The organism is Roseibium sp., assembly GCF_039982295.1.
In the GTDB taxonomy this organism is placed as follows: Bacteria; Pseudomonadota; Alphaproteobacteria; order Rhizobiales; family Stappiaceae; genus Roseibium.
Genome location: NZ_JBDWYP010000087.1, coordinates 25,082 through 45,171, shown reverse-complemented (window position 1 = coordinate 45,171; position 20,090 = coordinate 25,082). Strand labels below are relative to the sequence as shown.

Genomic DNA, 20,090 nt, shown 5'->3' with positions numbered 1-20,090 from the left:
TTGGCCAATGGTACTCAACGGCCTATCATCTGACGACCAAATTGTCTTTGCGTTTGTGACCTCAAGCGCGCCCTAACATCGGGATGCTGATCCTTGCAATCAAAACCTTTGCGTATCGGAACGCGTGGAAGCGCTCTCGCTCTTGCCCAGGCCCAGGAAACACGTGCACGTTTGATGGCTGCACACGGGATCGACGAAGACGCCTTCGAGATCGTCGTCATCAAGACCTCCGGCGACAAGATCCAGGATCGCCCTCTTTTAGAGGTTGGCGGGAAAGGCTTGTTTACGAAGGAAATCGAGGAAGCGCTGCGGGACGAGCGGATTGATCTTGCTGTTCATTCGTCCAAGGACATGCCGACCGTGTTGCCGGAAGGACTGGCGCTAACGGCTTTTCTGCCGCGAGAAGATGTGCGTGATGCGTTCATTTCGCACAAGGCCAAGACCTTGATGGATCTGCCGCAAAATGCGGTTGTCGGGTCCAGTTCGCTGCGCCGGCAGGCGATGATCAAGCGTCTGCGTCCGGACATTGAGGTGGTCATGTATCGCGGCAATGTTCAGACGCGACTCAAAAAGCTCGCCGAAGGCCAGGTTGATGCAACGCTCTTGGCCTATGCGGGGCTGAAACGGTTGGGTCTTGGTGACGTGGTCACAAGTCTTTTGGAGCCGGATGACTTTCTTCCGGCTGTCGGGCAGGGGGCCATCTGCATTGAAAGCCGTGAAAAAGACATGCGGACTCTCGAACTGCTTGCTGCAATTCATGATCAGGAAACGCAGGTTAGGCTCGATGCGGAACGGGCGTTCCTTGCCGTGCTCGATGGTTCCTGTCGTACGCCGATCGGAGGCCTTGCGCTTGTCGAGGGTGACAGGATTGCCTTCAAGGGCACGATTCTGAAGCCTGACGGATCAGTCGTGCATGATATTGCGCGTGAGGGACCGGCTGACGATGCTGTCGCACTCGGCCGCGAGGCTGGAGAAGCGCTTAAAGCGATAGCCGGACCGAATTTCCTGGACAGCTGATCTGATGCGCTTCCTTCTCACGCGCCCTGCACCAGACTGCGCCCGAAGTGCCGAACGGCTCAGAGCGCTGGGGCATGACGTGGTGGAAGCACCAATGCTCAAAATGGTCGCCACCGATCCGGGGGGATTGGACCTCTTGGATGTGTCCGCGCTTGTTGTAACAAGCGGCCGCATTGCCGGACTGCTCGCCAACCGCTCGGATCTTGCTGCTCTTCTGGCATTGCCCGTTTATACGGTCGGCAATCGCAGCGCCGAAGCCATGAGAGCAACAGGTTTTGACCGCGTCATCTCGGCGAATGGTGACGTAGCTGATCTGGTCAATCTTGTACTGTCCGAGGCGCCTTCGGGCCGCGTGTTGTATCTTGCCGCCGCAGATCGGGCGGGGGATCTGGAAGGTCATCTCCACCGCGCTTCTCTGGCCTGCGATCTGGTCGAAGTCTATCGGATGGATCCTGTCAGGGATCTTGAACCGGCGGTTCTGGAGGTGCTTAAATCAGGTGACCTCGATGCGCTTCTGCTTTACTCGCGCCGAACGGTGGAGGTGTTGCTTTCAGTTTTGGCCGATCATGACCTGATGGGCCTTTTGTCCAGCTTGCGCGTCATTGCGATATCGCAGCAGGTTGCCTCAGCTTTGCCAGATACGGCTTGCGTTGAAGTTGCGGCGCACCCAACTGAAGAGGCACTGTTCGCGCAGGCTTTAACAGGTTGTTAACCGAAGCGGTGGAGTCGTTGTTTCTGCAGCGCGGCAAAACGTCCGCCGTTTCTCTACCGCTCCCGCAGCGGGTGTGTATAGTGGATTTGACAGGCCGTGGGACGTGGCCCGTCGGACGGTGAGGAGACTAGCAAATGGCATCGGACAATGACACTTCCGGCAAGAAGCCTGGCGGAACGTCTTCCAGCTCTGGAACCGGTCCGGGCAGTTCTTCGACATCGACAAATCCGACGGCAGCAGCTTCTGCAACAGGCAGCGGAGCGGGAAAACGTCCCGTCACGATCGATCTGAAGCCCGAGAAAGTCGGATCCAAAACACCTGATTCTACTGCCGCCAGCACAGCAAAGCCGACGACGCCGACCGGCCCCGCATCTTCAGCGAGCAGCAGCACGACACCGCCGAGGCCTTCGTCTGTTCCGCCGTCAAGCGGCACGCGTTCATCCAGCTCGAATACGTCGAGTACTTCTTCTTCGGCAGCAGCAACGGGCACCAAGACGGCGCCGGGCGCGACGACGACAAAGCCCGCGGCCGAGCCTTCCAAGCCACAAGCTTCTTCGGCGTCAACATCCAAAACGCCTTCCGCAAGCAGTACTGCGGGTTCCAAGTCGTTTTCACCGCCGCCTGCGGCTTCTGGCGAAAAACGAGGCGTCGGTGCATTCGGCGTTCTGGTCGCCGCCGTCGTCGGTGGTGCCGTTGTTCTTGGCGGTGCCTACGGCCTTCACGTCTCTGGTCTGTTGAAGTTGCAGCCCGAGCAATCCGCTTCCCTAAATTCGGAGGTGAGTGATGCGCTTGATCGGCTGTCCGGGCTGGAGCAGAAATTCGAGAGCTTGGCTAGCGCGCCTGATGCAGGTGCGGGAGTCGCAGATCGCCTGAATGGCCTTGAGCAGCGTATCGAAGGGCTGGCCGCTGAAGCGCCGGCCGCTGCATCCGCTGCGCTGGAAACTGAAGTCTCTGATCTGAAATCGGCCTTTGATACACTCTCCGCTCAGGTGGCAAGCGCCGGCACAGGTGAAACAGGCATCGCGCCTGCGGTGCTGACGGATTTTGAAAAGCGCGTTGCGGCTGCAGAAAGCGCGGCTGCCAAGACCAGCGGGATTGAAACACAGATTGAAGCGGTCTCCTCAAGCCTGACGGACATGACGACCCGGCTGGAGAATGTCGAGGCGACCGCAAAAGCCGCCCAGACGGCGGTGTCCACGTCTGACGTTTCCCTGAAGACCCTCGCGGACAGCCAGGCGCGGGCGAGTGAAACCCTCGCAACCCTGTCGTCCGATATCAGAACGGCTGGTGAAAAGCAGGCCGCGGATCTGGCGAAGGTACGCGAAGAGCTTGATGCTTTGTCGAAGCGCCTGGCTGCCGTTGAAGCAACCATGGGCGATGCGACAGCCCGCGAGGTGGCTGCCCGTGCCCTGTCGGTCTCCGCGCTGAAATCTGCCGTGGATTCCGGGCGGCCTTATGAAACAGAGCTGGCTGCCGTCAAGGCCGGCCTGCCCGAAGACACGGACCTTGCTGCACTTGAGGCACATGCGAAAAGCGGAGTGGCTCCGGTATCGGTGCTGATCGCAGAATTTCCCGAGGTCGCCCGTGCGATGTTCGCAAAGTTCTCGGAGCCTGCGCGCTCGGGCGATATGCTCGATAGCCTGCTTGCGGGCGCCAAGTCGATCATCGCTGTTCGCGGTCCGGGAGATGAAGGCGGAACCGGACCGGATGCCGTCCTGAGACGGATGGAACGGGCGGTTGCCAAGGGTGATCTGGCCGCAGGTCTTGACGCTTATGCAGCTTTGCCGGACGAGGCGAAGGCCGTTGGTGCCGATTGGGCGCAGCGTGCCGAAGCTCGCGTGGCGATCGACCACCTGACCGATGCAGCCTCCAGCGAAGTCCTGAACGCCCTGTCGCGCAAGGACAGCTGAGCAGAATTTTTCGCCCATGCATTTGGGCAGACAGCGAATGACCGGACTGTGCCCGGTTAAAGCCAAGGAGCTAACGGAATGATCCGGGTCCTGATCTTTTTTGCCATTCTTTTCGCCGTGACCACGGGGTTCGCATGGATGTCCGATTTACCCGGCGTCGTGTCGATCAGCTGGCAAGGCTATGTCTGGGAAAAGCCGCCCGTCATCGTGGCCTTGGTTGCGGGGTTGGCCCTGATCGCTTTTCTCCTGGCGGTCTGGATTGTGCTTACAGTGCTTCGCTCGCCGAAGATTGCCACGCGCTTTTTCAAGCGTCGCCGCAAGGACAAGGGATATGAAGCCCTTTCCAGTGGCCTGATCGCGCTGGGCACTGGCAACGCCAAACAGGCGCGCCGTCACGGTCTGGATGCGGATCGGCTTTTGAACGATGAACCGGCAACCAAGCTGCTTCTGGCACAGACCGCACAGCTGGCCGGGCGCGATGAAGAAGCGCGCGAGCGCTTCGAGGCAATGCTGGAAGAAAAGCAGACACGGGCACTCGGATTGCATGGGCTCTTTATCGAGGCCGAGCGGCAACAGGAACCAGTTGCTGCGCGCCACTACGCTGAAGAAGCGGCCCGCGAAATGCCTGGCCTGGAATGGGCCGGAAAGGCTGTGCTCGGCTATCAGGCGGTTGCAAGTCACTGGGAAGAAGCGCTGAAAACGCTTGAGCGCAATTACACCGCCAAGATGCTCGACAAGAAGACTTATCGGCGGCACAGGGCTGTGGTGCTGACCGCGCTTGCGCAGAACCTTGAGAGCGGCGAGCCGGATCGGGCGTATTCGCTGGCGAAGGAAGCGCACGGCCTCGCGCTGGATCTGGTGCCGGCTGCTGTCCTCGCCGCGCGGTTGGCGACCCGCAAGGGCGAAATCCGCAAGGCTTCCAAGCTGATCGAATCCACCTGGCGGGTTTCGCCGCACCCTGATCTCGCGCAGGCTTATGCGCATGTTCGAAGTGGCGATTCGGCTGTCGACCGCCTGAAACGCGTGAAGTCTCTGGCAGGCCAGCGCGCGAACACCAACGTGGGCGCCATGGCCGTTGCCCGTGCAGCGCTCGACGCACGCGAGTTCGATGAAGCGCGGGAGCAGCTGAAAAAGGTTCTGCGTTCCGAACCGGTACGCGGCGCCTTCCTGATGATGGCGGAGCTGGAAGAGGCCGAGCATGGCGACCGGGGACGCATGCGCGACTGGCTGTCGCGCGCCGTTCACGCGCCGCTCGACAAGGCGTGGGTTGCAGACGGCGTCGTGTCCCGCGAGTGGCAGGCCGTTTCTCCGGTCACCGGCAAGCTGGATGCCTTCGAGTGGAAGACACCCTCCGGCTTTGACGACGATGGTCGTGGCGACGTGATCGAAGACGCAATGTTTGATGCGCCTGCCTTGCCTGTCGTGTCGGCGACCACAGCGACGGCAACCGTGGAGCCGGCGATCATCGTTGCTGAAGAAGCCCCACAAACTACAGCTTCAGCGAAAGAGGCCGAGCCGGAGGTGATCAAGGCGGAGGCCGGTGTCACAGCCGCCGCGCAGGAGGAACCTGCAAAGCCAGCGACCTCCCCGGATGCCACGGCCGGCTATGAGGGCACGACGGATGATGTCGGCCATGCAAAGCGTCCACAGGACCTCGCAGACAGCTCCGATGTTGGCATAGCAGCCACCGTCACACCTGAGGTCAGCAAGGCGGATCCGGGGTCTGACAAGAGCACTGAAGCTGATGCACCTCCCGCCAAGGCAGAGGTCAGTGGTGAGACGACCACTGCTGCGACCGTGGGGGATGAAACCGAGATCAGGGCCCCGGCTTCTGCGAACAAACAGGCGGCAGCTGACGAGGATCTGAAGATCCCGATCGAATTGCCATTCGCCAGAATGCCAGATGACCCGGGACTTGATGACGATGAGGACGAGGACAAACCGAAACGCCCGCGTTTTTTCAACTGAACCGGGTTGTGACAAGAGGGTGAGCGCGTCATCAACAACAAGCCAGATGCCTCTTGCATCTGGCTTCAGGCTCCGGTAATTAGCCCTCCATCCTGATGATGAAGATCATCAGCTGGCAGAGCTCCAAACTCTGCGAGATTGGCCGCATTAGCTCAGTTGGTAGAGCACATCATTCGTAATGATGGGGTCAGGTGTTCGAGTCACCTATGCGGCACCACTTCCTTCCAAAACCCAGTTTGCGCGTCAAAGCGCGCTTGAGCGCTCAAAAGATCGTCGTCCAGCCTTCGGGTGCGGCCTGGTGTTTTTCGTATACAACCTCATCGGCCAGCGTTCCATCCGGTGCGATGAGACGGATGGTTCCGCCCTTGTTGGGCAGGCGTGGTTGGTCGGGCTTCTCCTCGAGGATGAAACGGTGGGCTTCGCCTGTGGGCAGGCGGCCGGAGAGATCCTGGAAACGATCCGCGTCGTCCATGATTTGCCAGCCATTCAACATCAGGTCTCCGTCGGTGCGGTTGAGGAGCGTCACGCTTTCGCGGCCGATTTCCCGCCCGGTCGGATTGATCATTGCGGCGACGATCGCGATAGGCGGGGCCAGCGGATCGATGGCTTTGGGAGGGTTCTTGACATGCTGAGGGTGGCCTGTGCGGTCATGGGTGACCCAGGCCTGGCTTTGAAAGCCCAGGAATATTCCCGCCCAGCTGTCGTTTGATCCGAAATGAATCAGCAAGGCGCCGTCCTGACCAACACCGTTGTTCGCGGCATGTCCGCCGCGCGAACCCTGGTTCATATGGACTTCGTGGATACCGCTGCCGGGTCGGAAGCCGAAATACTTGTCCGCGCGCTTTGGCTCTGGGCCCCAGCGTTCGCCAATGGCGTAAAAGGTGACGGAGGGGTCTTCGACACCCGATTTGAGCAGTGGTTCGATGAAGTCGCGCAGGTCGTTCCCGGGTCCTTTGAGCTGAAATGGGGCCTGGCGCATCTGGCGGCGAACAACCATTCCACTGCGAATGTAATCTATTTCAAATCTCGGACGCAGTCGCTTCAGGTCATGCATTCCAGCAGGAAGGGTCTTCAATTGAGCAAGACCGGGATGCTCCAACGGTGAGACAAGCGCATAGAGTAGATCGTGCGGATGCTGGATCGACCGCACGTTCAGAGCAATGCGATGACTTTGGTTGTTATCCTCAATTCGGATCTCGATGTGGGGATCGTCGTCGTCATCAAGGCAGTAGTCAGAAGGGCGACCCTTCAAAAGCGTGTAATTTGTCAAAGGCATCTGGCAACCGGTCCCTGCGTGTCGGTAGGACCGTAGCCGGAGCAAGGGCGTCGTTAAAGCAGAAACCCATGCGTCGGTGTATGCGTGCAGATGTCCGGCAAAACTGGACATCTTGGTGCTGACTCTTGACCCGCGTGAGCGGAAGGATTCTGATGACGAATCACATCAATCGCGTGGCCGGCCCCGACAGATCACGGAGATGGTTTTGGGACATTCTGCCAAACTGGAACTGTTTCGTCGTCTCGTGCCGCTTTTTCTTGCGGTTCTGGGTATCGTCGGGGCGCTGACATTTCTGAGTCCCTTGAGCGGTCTGCTCTGCGTGATTGCCGGGATCGGCATTTATTGCGCCATGCCGAAGCAGAAGGTGCCGACCGGTGCTGTTCGACCGAAGGTTCAGCCCGGCGTCCTGGTGACAGATGCCATCGGCTATGCAATCGGTGTCCCGCTTTTTTGTCTGTCTCTGCTTGGTGCCGCCTATGGCACGGGCAGCGCGACCTCGCTCCTGTTCCTCACGCTTCTGATACCTGCCAGCTTTTCCGTCCTGATCTTCATGACCGCAATTCGCCAGGAGACCTCATGGATCCGCTTCTTCGGAAATGGTTTTGAGGTGACACAACTGGGGTTGAAGGCACGTGTGCGATACACCGACCTTAGCTCCATGCGCGTACGTCAGGTCAAGCTGTCGCGAGGCTTTGGCTGGTTCTTTGCGACGCTTGGATCGGGCACGCGGCGACGAATTGCCTTGCTGGGAGATGCGGAAGACAGCAAGACGCTGATTTTTGTTTCCAAGGGAGGAACGGAGTTCGCCGTTTCCTCGGAAATGATCCCCGATTTGCAGCGAGTTCTGATCGGCATGGACCGAGCTGGTGTGGAGCTGCCCGAAGGCATCAGCGAGCGGGAACGCAAGAAGATCCGGCGGGTGCGCGAGCGGATGTATCGCAAGCCTGAAGACCCGAACATGGAACAGCTTGATGTCGCCCGCATTGCCGCGACGGTCCGCAAATACCAACAGCGAAATGCCTGATCCGGGATGATCGGAACAGGCCTCAGCTTTTCACCACCCAATTCGGTTTTCTCTTGTCAAAGAAGGCGCTGATGCCTTCCTGTGCTTCCGGGGTCTCCCAGGTGTCAGCGAGACGGCGGATCGTGTCGTAGATTGCAGCATCCGAGATGACTGGTCCCAGTGCACGGGCAAGCGCCTTGGAGGCCGCGACGGCGGCAGGTGCTGCCCCGAGATAGGGCCTGATCTCTGCTTCGATGGCGGCATCGAGTTCGTCCGGCTCCACTACCTTTGCGACCAGGTCCAGATCCCGGGCTTCTTCAGCTCCGAAAAGACGGGCGGACATGAAGACGCGGCGCGCCTTGCCTTCCCCCATACGGGCCAGAACATAGGGGCTGATGGTCGCCGGGATCAAACCGAGGCGGACTTCCGTCAGGCCGAACTTTGCACCGCTTACGGCGACAGCGACATCGCAGACGCTCATCATGCCTATACCACCGCCGAAGGCCTGGCCCTGTATCTTGCCGATCAGCGGCTTGGGCAGTTCATTCAGGGCCTTCAGCATCATGGCCAGCTTGTGCGCCTCGGCCATACGGGTTTCCCGGTCGGCATGGAACTGTTCTCGCATCCAGCCCAGATCTCCGCCCGCACAGAAACTGACTCCAGCCCCGGTCAGAACCACGACGCGGATGGCATCATCCGCGCCAAGCTGTGCAGCTGCCGCTGTCAGCTCGTCGATCATTTTTGCGGACAGAGAGTTGTGCTTCTCTTCCCGGTCCAACGTCAGGGTCGCGACACCACGGTCATCTGTTGAAATGGAAATGGTTTCAAAGCTCATGCGTCGTCACTCCGAAGAGAGAGGGCAAAATCGGAGGCAAGCTTCAGCTTGTCGAAGTTGAGTCCGGTTTCGAAGCCCTTGCGATGCAGGAGTTCAACCACAGCCTCTGTCGCGACATTGCCTTTTGCGCCTGGCGCATAGGGGCAGCCGCCGAGGCCGCCAATTGCGGCGTCGAACACGCGCACACCCTTTTCGAGGCTTGCCTCGATGTTGTCGACCGCCCGTGCCTTGGTGTCGTGATAGTGACCGGCAAGTTTGTCGGCCGGGACAACGGTCATGACCGCATCCAGCATTCTGGAGATGGTTTCCGGTGTGCCGCTTCCGATGGTGTCGCCAAGCGAGATTTCGTAGCAGCCAAGCTCCATCAGCAATTCGGCGACGCGAGCAACCTCTTCCGGCGCTGTTGCGCCGTCATAGGGGCAATCGGTCACGCAGGAGATATAACCGCGTACCGGCATGCTGTCTTCATGGGCCTTTTCGACCAACGGCTTGAAGCGCTCGATGCTCTCGGCCACGGAGCAGTTGATGTTCTTCTTCGAAAAACCCTCAGATGCGGAACCGAAAATCGCGACTTCATCCGCGGAAGCCTTCTTGGCCGCCGTGTAGCCTTTCACATTCGGCGTCAGTGCGGTGTAGAAGATGCTCGGATGCCTGTAGATGCCTTCCAGCACTTCCTTCGCATCGGCCATTTGCGGAACCCACTTCGGGCTGACGAAACTGGTCACCTCGATCTTGCGGAAGCCGCAGTCCGAGAGCATGTCGACCAGCCTGATCTTGTCTTCGGTGGGAACGAAAACAGCTTCGTTCTGGAGCCCGTCGCGCGGTCCCATTTCGAAGACGGTGACGAATTCACTCATTGTGTGTCTCTCATTTCGAAGTGGCGATGCCATCGTCCGGCATCGACCGCAGTTCACGCCGGATAACTTTGCCAGTCGTTGTCATGGGAAGCATGTCGACGAAGGTAATCTCACGCGGATACTCATGTGCAGCGAGCTGAGTCTTCACGAATTTCGCGATCTCTGCCGCCAGATCTTCCGTTCCCTCGACGCCTTGCTTGAGAACGATGAACGCCTTGACGATTTCCGTGCGCTGCGGATCCGGCCTGCCGACAACGCCGGCCAGGGCCACGGCGGGATGTCTCAATAGGCAATCCTCGATTTCGCCGGGACCGATCCGATAGCCGGAAGAGGTGATGACGTCATCATCGCGGCCGACGAATGTGATCCAGCCGTCGGCACTTCGGGTACCCTTGTCACCGGTCAACAGCCAGTCACCTGCAAATTTGTCCCTCGTGGCCTGTTCGTTGTCCCAGTAGCCGAGAAACATGACCGGATCTGGCGACTTCGCGGCAATGTTCCCGAGCGTGTCATCAGACACGATGTTTCCCTGAAGATCGACCACATTGACATCATGGCCGGGCGCAGCGCGCCCCATGATGCCAGGGCGAGCCTCCATGATCGTTGAGCAGCTGGAGACGATCATGTTGCATTCGGTCTGGCCGTAGAATTCGTTGATCGTCAGTCCGAAGGTCTTTTGGCCCCAAGCGATGAGTTCCGCGCCGAGGGTCTCACCGCCAGATGCAATCGAGCGCATGCCGAGGTTCCAGCGGGTCTCCGGGTCAGGGACCTGTCGCATCATCTTCAGAGCGGTTGGTGGCAGAAAGGCGTTGCGAATCTTCTGCTGTTCGATCAGCTCGAATGCGGCTTCTGCCGTGAATTTCTTGAAGCGGCAGGCTACGACGGGGACTCCGAGATAAAGCGCCGGCATCAGAACATCGAGCAGGCCACCGATCCAGGCCCAGTCGGCCGGCGTCCATATGCGGTCGCCGGGCTGGCCAAGGAAATCATGGCTCATTTCGACGCCGGGCAGGTGTCCAAGCAGGACTCGGTGGGCATGCAGCGCGCCTTTGGGCTGACCGGTGGTGCCGGAGGTATAGATGATGATTGCCGGGTCGTCCGGTTTGGTGGCAAGGGGCGCGAAATGTTCGGATTGCCCCTCCATTTCCGTAGCAAGATCAAGCGCGCCGAAGCGGGAGCCATCAGTGCACAGAACGGTTTCAAGATCGGGCAGCTCATGGCGGATGCGCTCGATTTTTTCCGCACCGGCTGCGTCGGTAATGACGATTTTCGCACCCGAATTGCCAAGACGGTATTGAAGCGCTTCATCTCCGAACAGGGTGAAAAGCGGGATAGTGATCGCGCCGCTTTTGAGCGCCGCGATATGAGCAAAGGCTGTTTCAGGGCGCTGTGGCAAGAGCACACCGACGCGGTCGCCTTGGGTGAGCTCAAGGCTATGAAACAGCGACGCCAACTGGTTCGACAGGCGTTTCAGATCGCCGTAGCTGTAACTCTGCGCTTTCCTATCCTCATCGATAAAGATGAGCGCTTCGCGTTCCTGCTCACAGTCTGCCCAGGCATCACAGATCGCCGACCCGATGTTGAACGTCTCGGGGATCTGCCATTCGAAGCGTTCAACAAGTTCTTCGTATGTGTTCGCCTCAGGCAGCATCTGCGTCTTCCTCGGCAAGGGCCACGAGTACCGTTCCATCCTGCACCTGCTCACCTTGAGCTGCCACAACGTCACAGACAACGCCGTCTCTTGGGGCTTTCAGCGTGTGCTCCATCTTCATGGCTTCCAGGACGACGAGCGGCTGGCCCTTGGTTACCGTATCGCCGACCTTGGCGTTCAGGACTTTCACAAGGCCAGGCATGGGAGCAATAACCTGGTCACCGGCGCTTGCGGCTTCATCTTCATCCGCGAGACGATCAGGCAGACCGATCCGATGGGCGTTGCCATCGAGGAAGACGGTCACCGCATCCTGGGCAAAGGCAATGGCGGCCCGTTTGCGAACGCCGTCGCAGTCAAAGACGATGACACCGTCTTCAATACTGACAAGCTGGAAATCACGCGGCGTGCCGTCGAGATGGACGGAGAAGCGCCGGTTGCCAAGCGCGTGAACTTCGACGTCCTGATGCTCGTCGGCGATGTCCAGAAGCGCATATTGGCGCGACGCGCTCCACATGCGCCAACCGGCCAGCCTGTCCCATGCATCGGTGCCATGGCGTGCTTCTGCGAGACCAAGAGCGGACAAGGCCGCGAGGCCGATGACCTCAGCCGGGGCCGGGACTTCTGCAATCAGTTCCTCCAGATCCCGATCGATCAGGCCGGTGTCGACGTCGCCGCTGGCAAAACCCTTGTGACGGCAGAGGTTGGCCAGGAACCCGGAATTGGTCACGCAGCCGGCAACCTGGGCATCTTCCAACGTGCCCAGCAACTTGCCCAGGGCCGCCTCGCGGGTCGGGCCGTGAACGATCACCTTCGCGATCATGGGATCGTAGAAGGGCGTGATCTCGTCACCGGAGCGCACGCCGCTGTCGATGCGGGCATAGGTGTCCGGCAAATGCAGATGGCTCAAGGTGCCGATCGCGGGCAAGAAGCCCTTCGGAGCGTCTTCCGCATAAAGACGCGCTTCAAACGCCCAGCCGGAAAAGCTGAGTTCGTCCTGGGCCTTGGGCAAGGGCGCACCTGCAGCGACCTGCAATTGCCATTCGACCAGATCCTCGCCGGTGATCATTTCCGTCACCGGGTGCTCCACCTGAAGACGGGTGTTCATTTCCATGAAGTAGAAACGGTCGGAGTTCAGGCCTTCGGACACATCGGCGATGAATTCGATGGTGCCCGCGCCGGCATAGTCGATGGCCTTGGCCGCCTTGACTGCAGCTTCACCCATGGCCTTGCGCATGGCTTCCGGCATATCCGGGGCAGGGGCTTCCTCGATGACCTTCTGGTGGCGGCGCTGGAGAGAGCAGTCGCGCTCGAACAGATGCACCGCATTGCCATGTTTGTCGCCGAAAACCTGGATTTCGATATGGCGCGGCTTGGTCAGATATTTCTCGATCAGGACACGGCCGTCGCCGAAGCTGGCCTCGCCTTCCCGGGAGGCGCCGTCGAGTGCATCATTGAAGTCCGCCGGGTCGTCCACGCGTCGCATGCCCTTGCCGCCGCCGCCCGCACGGGCCTTGATCAGAACCGGATAACCGATCTTCTCAGCCTCTGCCGCCAGGAAGTCAGGATCCTGCTCTTGGCCGTGATATCCGGGGACCACAGGCACTCCAGCCTCGACCATCAGCGCCTTTGCGGCATCCTTCAGGCCCATGGCCCGGATGGACGCGGCACTCGGACCGATGAAGGCGATGCCTGCTTCATCCAGGGCTTCCACAAAGGCAGGGTTTTCCGACAGGAAGCCGTAGCCGGGATGAACGGCTTCCGCGCCGGACGTCTTGCAGGCCTCAATGATCTTCCCGATCAGCAGATAGCTTTCGGCAACCGGGGCCGGCCCGATGCGATAGGCCTCATCGGCCATGGCCACATGTTTCGCCCCGGCATCGGCGTCCGAATAGACTGCTACGGTCTTGATCCCGAGCTTCCTGGCGGTTTCCATGACCCGGCAGGCGATTTCGCCACGATTGGCAATGAGGACCTTCTTGAACATTGTTAGTCGCCTTCCGTCTTCAGGTCTTCAATCAGTTTGAAGCGCTCGCAGATGAGCATCATTTCGGGATCAAATCCGCCGTTCCGTTCGAAGAATTTCTGATGGTCGTGCTGCCATCCTTCGAGCGTGTCATTCTCGCCCTCGGCAAGTGCGAAGTCGTCTTCGACATCACAGAAGCGGGCCTGTTCAACCTGAATGGTCTGAACGACCATGGCCGGTGAACCATCCCAGTTCAGGATGATGTTCCTTCGGCCTTTCTCGGGCAGCGGTTCCCCACCATCTCCAAAGTCCCGAAGTGCGCCGCAGGTGGCTGTCTTTTTTCCTGAGCGTACGAGAGTGACCAGCTGCGCACTCAACTCTGGTCCGTCGCCGAATTTGAAGGCGACCGCACCCGGATATTTTTGCTTGAGATCTTCCAGTTTCATCAGATCACATCCGGAACAGGCCGAAGCGGGTGTCTTCGATCGGTGCATTCAGCGCGGCGGATAGTGACAGGCCGAGGATGTCGCGCGTCTTGCGCGGATCCACGATGCCGTCATCCCAAAGTCGTGCGGAGGCATAGAGCGGATGTCCCTGTTGTTCGAACTGGTCGACAATGGGCTGTTTGAAAGCCTTTTCCTCGTCCTGCGACCAGGACCCACCCTTTCGCTCGATGCCGTCGCGGCGCACGGTTGCCAGAACGCCTGCCGCTTGCTCTCCGCCCATCACCGAGATGCGCGAGTTTGGCCAGGTCCAGAGGAAACGGGGATCGAAGGCACGGCCGCACATGCCATAGTTGCCGGCGCCGAAAGATCCGCCAACCAGCATCGTGACCTTGGGCACCTTGGCTGTGGCAACGGCGGTCACCAGCTTCGCGCCATCCTTGGCGATGCCGCCGGATTCATAGGTCCGTCCCACCATGAAGCCGGTGATGTTCTGAAGGAAGACCAGAGGCACCTTGCGTTGGCAGCAGAGCTCGACGAAATGGGCGCCTTTGACGGCACTTTCGGAGAAGAGGACGCCGTTGTTGGCGATGATGCCCACCGGAATGCCGTGAATGTGGGCGAAACCGCAGACGAGCGTCGTGCCGTAGCGCGCCTTGAATTCATCGAAACGGGAGCCGTCGACCGTGCGGGCGATGACTTCGCGAATGTCATAAGGTGTCTTTAGGTCGGCTGGAACCACGCCGAGGATTTCGTCCGGGTCATAAAGCGGGTCCTCAGGCGTCTGCATGGCAACCTGAAACTGCTTGGTGCGGTTCAGACTGGCGATAGAACGTCGGGCAAGGGCGAGTGCGTGAGCGTCATCGCGAGCCAGATGGTCGGCCACTCCGGACAGGCGCGTGTGAACGTCGCCGCCGCCCAGGTCTTCGGCGCTGACTTCTTCACCGGTCGCCGCCTTCACCAGCGGCGGGCCTGCGAGGAAGATTGTTCCCTGGTTCTTGACGATGATCGTCTCGTCGGACATGGCTGGCACATAGGCGCCACCGGCGGTGCAGGACCCCATCACAACGGCGACCTGTGCAATGCCCTTGGATGACATGTTGGCCTGGTTGAAGAAGATGCGGCCAAAGTGGTCGCGGTCGGGGAAAACCTCGTCCTGATTGGGAAGGTTCGCCCCACCGGAATCGACCAGATAGACGCAAGGCAGATTGTTCTGCTCGGCGATCTCCTGGGCGCGCAGGTGCTTCTTCACAGTCATCGGATAGTAGGTGCCACCTTTGACTGTAGCGTCATTGGCGATGACCATGACTTCCTGGCCCTCGACACGACCGACACCGGCGATCATGCCGGCGGCCGGAGCGGCGTTGTCGTACATGTCATGGGCGGCCAGGGTGCCGACCTCCAGGAAAGGAGAGCCCGGATCAAGGAGGCGGGAGACGCGCTCTCGTGGCAGGATCTTGCCACGGGATACATGGCGATTGCGGGCATTTTCGCCGCCGCCGTCGAAAGCGCGGGCGGCGGCAGCCTGGATTTCTGCCAGGCCTGCTTCATGAGCGGCCCTGTTGGCTGAAAACTCCGGGCTGCGCGATGACAGGTTTGATTTCAGGACGGTCATGTCAGTCGCTTTCGATGCTGGCGGTCAGGGGTGTGGCTGCAACGCTACCGCGGGCCATTTCGAGGTAGATTTCTTCGATATCAACTGGCGTCAGAGGGCCGCTTTCCCGGTACCAATTGGGGATGCCGGTTAGCATCGCGATGATTGCGCGCGCAGCGACGCCAGTATCGGCGATGCGATAGGCTCCGCTGTTTTGGCCGTCTTCGAGAATTGCCTTCAGGATTGACTCATAGCGGCGCCGTTCCGTTTCAACCTCTGCGAAGTTGTCCGGTTCAAGGTTGCGAAGCTCCATGTAGGAAATGAAGACTTCCTCCCGGCGCTGCAGGTGATAGCGAATGTGGAAGCGTACAAAGACATCGAGGGGGGCTGTCGACTGTCGCGTTTCGTCCGCAAGGGCCGACCATGCGTTCAAAAGGTCACGCATGTGCGACAGCATAAGGTCTTTGAGGATGTCTTGCTTGGTCGGGAAATGATTGTAGAGCGCGCCCGGTTGGACGCCGACATCCGATGCGATCTGACGCATGGAGACCGCTGCGTAGCCATGGCGGGCGAAGAGCTTCAGCGCAGACGCGCGCACGCGCGCCGCCGTGCGCGATCCCTTGCGCGGTGACGGATCGCGTTCTGCCATCGGCATGATGTCCTGATCTGCGTGCATTTTTCCTCCCAAGAAGAAAAGTAAATGAACGATCATTCATTTTCAATCAAAAAGCTGTTTTGCCGCCGAAATAAGCCCATGTGTCGTCGGAGAAGTGCTGAACTGTCAAAAAACGGTTACAGACTCAAGATTGACAGTTGTCTGGTGTGAGCCGTCGGTCGGCGCACATGTTTGGTGAATTTGAGAAGGACAATCAGATGAGCGATGACAGCGCCCGCACCTGGGTTGAAGCCGAATGGCAGGACAGCCTGGACGAAGAGCTGGAAATGGAAATCGACGATCATCTGATCGCCAAGGAACTGGCCTTTATTTCCGATCTCAAGCACAAGTCGGATCTGGATCGCACGACCTATTTCCACGAGTTGCTTCGACAGCAGGCGGAGCTGGTGAAGCTTCAGGATTGGGTACAGCACACCGGTCAAAAGCTCGTGGTCATTTTTGAAGGCCGTGATGCGGCCGGCAAGGGCGGCGTCATCAAGCGGATCACTCAGCGTCTGAACCCGCGCGTTGCCCGGGTCGTGGCCTTGCCTGCGCCAACCGAACGCGAAAAAAGTCAGTGGTACTTTCAACGCTATGTCCCGCATCTTCCTGCGGCGGGCGAAATGGTTCTGTTCGATCGGTCCTGGTACAACCGTTCCGGCGTCGAACGCGTGATGGAATTTGCCACCGAAGACCAGGTCGAAGCTTTCTTCAATGATGTCTCCGAGTTCGAGCGCATGCTGGTACGCTCCGGGATCGTGCTGGTGAAATACTGGTTCTCCATCACCGATCAGGAGCAGCAGCTGCGTTTCCTCATGCGCATTCATGATCCGCTGAAACAGTGGAAATTGAGTCCGATGGATTTGGAATCCCGCAAGCGCTGGGAAGACTACACCAAGGCGAAGGAAGAGACGCTGGAGCGCACTAACATCCCCGAGGCCCCTTGGTTCATCGTCGAGGGCAATGACAAGAAGAAGGCCCGATTGAACTGTATCAATCATCTGCTTTCCATGATGCCCTACGAGGATGTGCCGCACGATCCGATTCATTTGCCGGAGCGTGTCTTCAATCCGGACTATGAACGCAAGGTGCTTCCGGACGAGCTTTACGTGCCTCAGAAATTCTAAGGCCCAGACTGACGACCATTGACGGGTGAGGGGATCGGTGGGCACAAGTTGCACCGGTCTTCTGCTTTCGGGTGCGCGTGTTCGGCAGGGCTGGTCAACGCCTGCAAATACTGTCAGTTTCCCGGTTCTTGCCAAAATGATCCGACGTTCCTGGTCGGAGGTTCGCCAAATTGTTGGCGGCGCCGAGTTTCAAACATCAAAAATGAGGTGCGCTCATCATGAGTATGGACCAGAAACCGATCCGTTGGGGGATCCTCTCGACCGCCAAAATCGGTGCTGAAAAAGTTATCCCGGGTATCCAGCGCTCGAAGACCGGCGTCGCGGTCGCAATTGCGTCGCGCGGGCTCGATCGTGCTCAGGCGGCTGCATCCGAACTTGGCATCGAAAAGGCCTACGGGTCTTACGAAGAGTTGCTTGCCGACCCTGATATTGATGCGATCTACAATCCGCTGCCAAATCATATGCATGTACCCATGACGTTGAAGGCGGTCGAGGCGGGCAAGAATGTGCTTTGTGAAAAGCCGATTGCTTTGAACGCAGAAGAAGCACGGCAGCTTCTGGATTTGCCGAAGGACCGGCTTGTTGCCGAGGGCTTCATGGTTCGGGCTCATCCACAATGGATCCGGGCACGCGAGATCATTCGCTCGGGTGCGTTGGGGGAGCTGCGCGCGATCCAGTCGTTTTTCAGCTACTTCAATTCAGATCCGGGGAATATTCGAAACAAGGTCGACACTGGCGGTGGAGCCCTGCTCGATATCGGCTGTTATCCTATGGTTGCTGGCCGTTATTTCTTCGAGGACGAGCCAAAACGGGTGTTGTCATTGATTGATCGGGATCCTGATTTCGGGACCGATCGCCTGACGAGCGCCTTGCTTGATTTCGGGAATGGCCGTCGGCTCGATTTCACGGTCTCAACCCAGCTCGTGCCTTATCAGCGTGTCAATCTATTTGGGTCCAAGGCGCGACTTGAGATCATGGTGCCTTTCAATGCGCTGCAAGAAGATGAAACCATTTTACGCATTGATGATGGCAGCGGTTTTGCAGATGTTTCCGCCAGCACGGAAAGTGTACCGCCAAGCGATCAATATGCCGAACTGGTCGATGTGTTCGGTCGCGCGATCAAGGGTGAAGTCGACTTCCCATATGGACCGGCTGATGCGGTTCAGAACATGGCCATCCTTGATGCGCTGTTTGAATCAGAGAAACAGGACGGCTGGGTTTCCCTATCCTAACGCGCGGGATATGAAGCCGCTGGGCAAATAAAAAACCCCGCCAAATTGGCGGGGTTTTTGTTTTCACCGGTCAGGTGGTTCGCGGCACGATCATTTGATCGGCGCGAGGACCATCACCATCTGGCGGCCTTCCAGGCGCGGTGTGGACTCGACCTTCGCAATTTCGGTCGTCTCATCACGAACCTTGTTCAGCAATTTCATGCCCAGGTCCTGGTGAGCCATTTCACGTCCGCGGAAACGGAGCGTGACCTTGACCTTGTCGCCATCATTGAAGAACCGAAGCATGTTGCGCATCTTCACCTCATAGTCATGGGTGTCGATGTTCGGACGCATCTTGATCTCTTTGATCTCGACGGTCTTTTGCTTCTTGCGAGCCTCAGCAGCTTTTTTCTGGTTCTGATACTTGTGACGGCCATAGTCCATGATCTTACAGACTGGCGGCTGGGCGTTCGGCTGAATCTCAACGAGATCAAGGCCAGCTTCCATGGCGATGCCCATGGCTTCTTCTGTGAGAATAATCCCGCGGTTGGAGCCTTCGTGATCGATCAACTGGACTTCGCGGACGCGAATTTCGTGATTGGTGCGCGGGCCATCCTTGCTTGGAGGCGGGGCGCGGAACGGACGGCGAATGGTCGCAATCTCCTGTATTGTTGAACTTGCTGTCTTTCATTCCAATCGTGCCTTATGCACAAATATCCCCGTGCACGGATGCCGAGGATACGCTGCTACAGCGCAGGCGTGGAATTCCCTCGAAAATCCCGTGAAACCAGCCAAAAGTCAACTGAAATCAATCACGCACTCATCTCAAAGCGGCCAAAGGACTGAATTCGATGCCTCTTGGCGCCGGTTGTCGGCACTTTGAGAACCAAGTGCATTTGGGTTTTTCAGGTCTTATATGGGGGCTGGAACAAGATTGTTAAACTGCATGTCGCGTGAAAACAGACCTGCCGTGGCAGGCCAGCGGAGTATGAAAACGGATGGTTGATGGCGGAAAGCTCCTGTTTCAGCTGGTCAAAAGCACTGTTGGGTTCATCGCGGCCGCCTTGTCTTGCGGCCTCTTCCTTGCCTGGGGCTTTTTTCAAGATGCCGGAACCGCTCAGGATCCCGTCGCTTTCGCGGCCATGATTGGCACCGGTCTCGTCACAGCGAGCGTCCTGGGTGGTTTTGCGATGATCCCGGGTCTTGTGGCGATCGCAGTCGCCGAGCTTCTGAGCTGGCGCGGGATCGTCTATCACGTCGGGGTTGCAGGGCTGATCGCACTGGGCGTCTGGACCCTGGATCCGGACGCGGCCTCGCCAGTGGTCCGTCCGGGAACCACGATCGCCTTGGCGGCAGGCTTTCTCGCCGGTTTTGTCTACTGGGTGATTGCAGGGAGAACGTCGGGCAGCTGGCGTGTGACGAGCGACTAGTCTTTGAGTTCGCCGGTTTCCAGGGTTTCGCGGGCAGCGTCCATATGTTCGGGCCGAATGTGGCTCCGGATCATTGAGATCGTGGTCATCAGGATCGCCGCATCGTCACCAAAGCCGACGCCCAGCAGGAAGTCGGGTATCACATCAATTGGAAGCACGAAATAGGCGAGCGCAGCCAGGGCGGCCGCGCGAACCTTGGTCGGCGTTGCCGGGTCGAGAGCGCAATAATAACCGGCGACGACATCTTCCATGAAGGGAATTTGCCTGGCGGCCTTTCGCGTCGTACGAACCAGCTTTTCGCGCAAGCTTCGACGCTGTTCCTCTTCGGGGCCCAGGATCTCAGGATCAAAATCGATGTCGTCGAATGGCGATTTCATACAAGGAAAGTGGGGGTGCGGGCAGACAAGGTCAATGCCACCCCGCATTTTCGTGCAATCT

General features: G+C 58.9%; 20 protein-coding genes and 1 tRNA gene. 9 read left to right on the top strand and 12 right to left on the bottom strand.

Going from position 1 to position 20,090, the window contains the following annotated elements; translation table 11 throughout:
• The first annotated feature begins 93 nt into the window (after positions 1 to 93).
• Both hemC and ABJZ52_RS18490 read left to right on the top strand, forming a co-directional pair.
• Positions 94 to 1,017 carry a hydroxymethylbilane synthase gene (gene hemC, locus ABJZ52_RS18495; protein WP_348184934.1) on the top strand — a complete coding sequence of 308 codons (924 nt, stop codon included), beginning with the start codon at positions 94 to 96 and terminating at the stop codon, positions 1,015 to 1,017.
• A 4-nt stretch (positions 1,018 to 1,021) separates the two neighbouring features.
• Entirely contained in the window at positions 1,022 to 1,729 is a 708-nt protein-coding gene (locus ABJZ52_RS18490) for a uroporphyrinogen-III synthase (protein WP_348184936.1), read from the top strand.
• 127 nt (positions 1,730 to 1,856) lie between these two features.
• Here the strand turns inward: ABJZ52_RS18490 and ABJZ52_RS18485 are convergent, their stop codons facing one another.
• Both ABJZ52_RS18485 and ABJZ52_RS18480 read right to left on the bottom strand, forming a co-directional pair.
• Complete coding sequence (locus ABJZ52_RS18485) at positions 1,857 to 2,333, bottom strand: hypothetical protein (protein WP_348184938.1); 477 nt, start codon at positions 2,331 to 2,333, stop codon at positions 1,857 to 1,859.
• A 7-nt stretch (positions 2,334 to 2,340) separates the two neighbouring features.
• Positions 2,341 to 2,484: a hypothetical protein gene (locus ABJZ52_RS18480; RefSeq protein WP_348184940.1), complete on the bottom strand. Its 144-nt coding sequence runs from the start codon at positions 2,482 to 2,484 to the stop codon at positions 2,341 to 2,343.
• 21 nt (positions 2,485 to 2,505) lie between these two features.
• Here ABJZ52_RS18480 and ABJZ52_RS18475 point away from each other — a divergent pair, with 21 nt between their 5' ends.
• The 3 genes from ABJZ52_RS18475 to ABJZ52_RS18465 all read left to right on the top strand — a co-directional run bounded on the left by ABJZ52_RS18475 (position 2,506) and on the right by ABJZ52_RS18465 (position 5,824).
• The gene (locus ABJZ52_RS18475) at positions 2,506 to 3,639 is read left to right on the top strand and encodes a hypothetical protein (RefSeq protein ID WP_348184942.1); all 1,134 of its coding nucleotides are present in this window, start codon (positions 2,506 to 2,508) and stop codon (positions 3,637 to 3,639) included.
• A 78-nt stretch (positions 3,640 to 3,717) separates the two neighbouring features.
• Complete coding sequence (locus ABJZ52_RS18470) at positions 3,718 to 5,607, top strand: heme biosynthesis HemY N-terminal domain-containing protein (RefSeq protein ID WP_348184944.1); 1,890 nt, start codon at positions 3,718 to 3,720, stop codon at positions 5,605 to 5,607.
• Between the two features lie 141 nt (positions 5,608 to 5,748).
• Positions 5,749 to 5,824: transfer RNA gene (locus tag ABJZ52_RS18465), tRNA-Thr, on the top strand.
• Positions 5,825 to 5,869: 45 nt separating this feature from the next.
• On the opposite strand, the gene ABJZ52_RS18460 is transcribed toward ABJZ52_RS18465, so the two are convergent.
• Positions 5,870 to 6,883, bottom strand: a complete 1,014-nt coding sequence (locus ABJZ52_RS18460; protein ID WP_348184946.1) for a DUF2278 family protein — start codon at positions 6,881 to 6,883, stop codon at positions 5,870 to 5,872.
• A gap of 205 nt (positions 6,884 to 7,088) precedes the next feature.
• On the opposite strand from ABJZ52_RS18460, the gene ABJZ52_RS18455 reads away from it, so the two are divergent.
• Positions 7,089 to 7,907 (top strand): hypothetical protein, encoded by an 819-nt coding sequence (locus ABJZ52_RS18455; protein ID WP_348184948.1) that lies wholly within the window; start codon positions 7,089 to 7,091, stop codon positions 7,905 to 7,907.
• 22 nt (positions 7,908 to 7,929) lie between these two features.
• On the opposite strand, the gene ABJZ52_RS18450 is transcribed toward ABJZ52_RS18455, so the two are convergent.
• Genes ABJZ52_RS18450 through ABJZ52_RS18420 form a run of 7 tightly spaced genes read right to left on the bottom strand, consistent with a single transcriptional unit; the run spans position 7,930 to position 15,905 of the window.
• Positions 7,930 to 8,721, bottom strand: coding sequence for a crotonase/enoyl-CoA hydratase family protein (locus ABJZ52_RS18450; RefSeq protein WP_348184950.1), 792 nt, complete (start codon positions 8,719 to 8,721; stop codon positions 7,930 to 7,932).
• On the bottom strand, positions 8,718 to 9,578 hold the full coding sequence (locus tag ABJZ52_RS18445) for a hydroxymethylglutaryl-CoA lyase (protein WP_348184952.1): 861 nt from the start codon (positions 9,576 to 9,578) through the stop codon (positions 8,718 to 8,720). The genes ABJZ52_RS18450 and ABJZ52_RS18445 overlap by 4 nt, the downstream gene beginning before the upstream one ends.
• Before the next feature lie 10 nt (positions 9,579 to 9,588).
• Positions 9,589 to 11,229 carry an acyl-CoA synthetase gene (locus ABJZ52_RS18440; RefSeq protein WP_348184954.1) on the bottom strand — a complete coding sequence of 547 codons (1,641 nt, stop codon included), beginning with the start codon at positions 11,227 to 11,229 and terminating at the stop codon, positions 9,589 to 9,591.
• Entirely contained in the window at positions 11,219 to 13,213 is a 1,995-nt protein-coding gene (locus ABJZ52_RS18435) for an acetyl/propionyl/methylcrotonyl-CoA carboxylase subunit alpha (RefSeq protein WP_348184956.1), read from the bottom strand. Before ABJZ52_RS18435 ends, ABJZ52_RS18440 begins: the two co-directional genes overlap by 11 nt.
• 2 nt (positions 13,214 to 13,215) lie before the next feature.
• Positions 13,216 to 13,638, bottom strand: coding sequence for an ASCH domain-containing protein (locus ABJZ52_RS18430; RefSeq protein ID WP_348184958.1), 423 nt, complete (start codon positions 13,636 to 13,638; stop codon positions 13,216 to 13,218).
• 4 nt (positions 13,639 to 13,642) lie between these two features.
• The gene (locus tag ABJZ52_RS18425) at positions 13,643 to 15,250 is read right to left on the bottom strand and encodes a carboxyl transferase domain-containing protein (RefSeq protein WP_348184960.1); all 1,608 of its coding nucleotides are present in this window, start codon (positions 15,248 to 15,250) and stop codon (positions 13,643 to 13,645) included.
• Between the two features lies 1 nt (position 15,251).
• A complete protein-coding gene (locus ABJZ52_RS18420; RefSeq protein WP_348184962.1) occupies positions 15,252 to 15,905 on the bottom strand; it encodes a TetR/AcrR family transcriptional regulator in 654 nt (217 codons plus the stop codon).
• Between the two features lie 197 nt (positions 15,906 to 16,102).
• Here ABJZ52_RS18420 and ppk2 point away from each other — a divergent pair, with 197 nt between their 5' ends.
• Complete coding sequence (ppk2, locus tag ABJZ52_RS18415) at positions 16,103 to 17,011, top strand: polyphosphate kinase 2 (protein WP_348184964.1); 909 nt, start codon at positions 16,103 to 16,105, stop codon at positions 17,009 to 17,011.
• A 224-nt stretch (positions 17,012 to 17,235) separates the two neighbouring features.
• Positions 17,236 to 18,243, top strand: coding sequence for a Gfo/Idh/MocA family oxidoreductase (locus tag ABJZ52_RS18410; protein WP_348185020.1), 1,008 nt, complete (start codon positions 17,236 to 17,238; stop codon positions 18,241 to 18,243).
• A 90-nt stretch (positions 18,244 to 18,333) separates the two neighbouring features.
• Here the strand turns inward: ABJZ52_RS18410 and infC are convergent, their stop codons facing one another.
• Positions 18,334 to 18,873, bottom strand: a complete 540-nt coding sequence (gene infC, locus ABJZ52_RS18405; protein ID WP_348185022.1) for a translation initiation factor IF-3 — start codon at positions 18,871 to 18,873, stop codon at positions 18,334 to 18,336.
• A 347-nt stretch (positions 18,874 to 19,220) separates the two neighbouring features.
• On the opposite strand from infC, the gene ABJZ52_RS18400 reads away from it, so the two are divergent.
• On the top strand, positions 19,221 to 19,652 hold the full coding sequence (locus ABJZ52_RS18400) for a translation initiation factor IF-3 (RefSeq protein ID WP_348184966.1): 432 nt from the start codon (positions 19,221 to 19,223) through the stop codon (positions 19,650 to 19,652).
• Here the strand turns inward: ABJZ52_RS18400 and ABJZ52_RS18395 are convergent.
• Entirely contained in the window at positions 19,649 to 20,029 is a 381-nt protein-coding gene (locus ABJZ52_RS18395) for a YkvA family protein (protein ID WP_348184968.1), read from the bottom strand. The genes ABJZ52_RS18400 and ABJZ52_RS18395 overlap by 4 nt on opposite strands.
• Positions 20,030 to 20,090 lie beyond the last annotated feature (61 nt).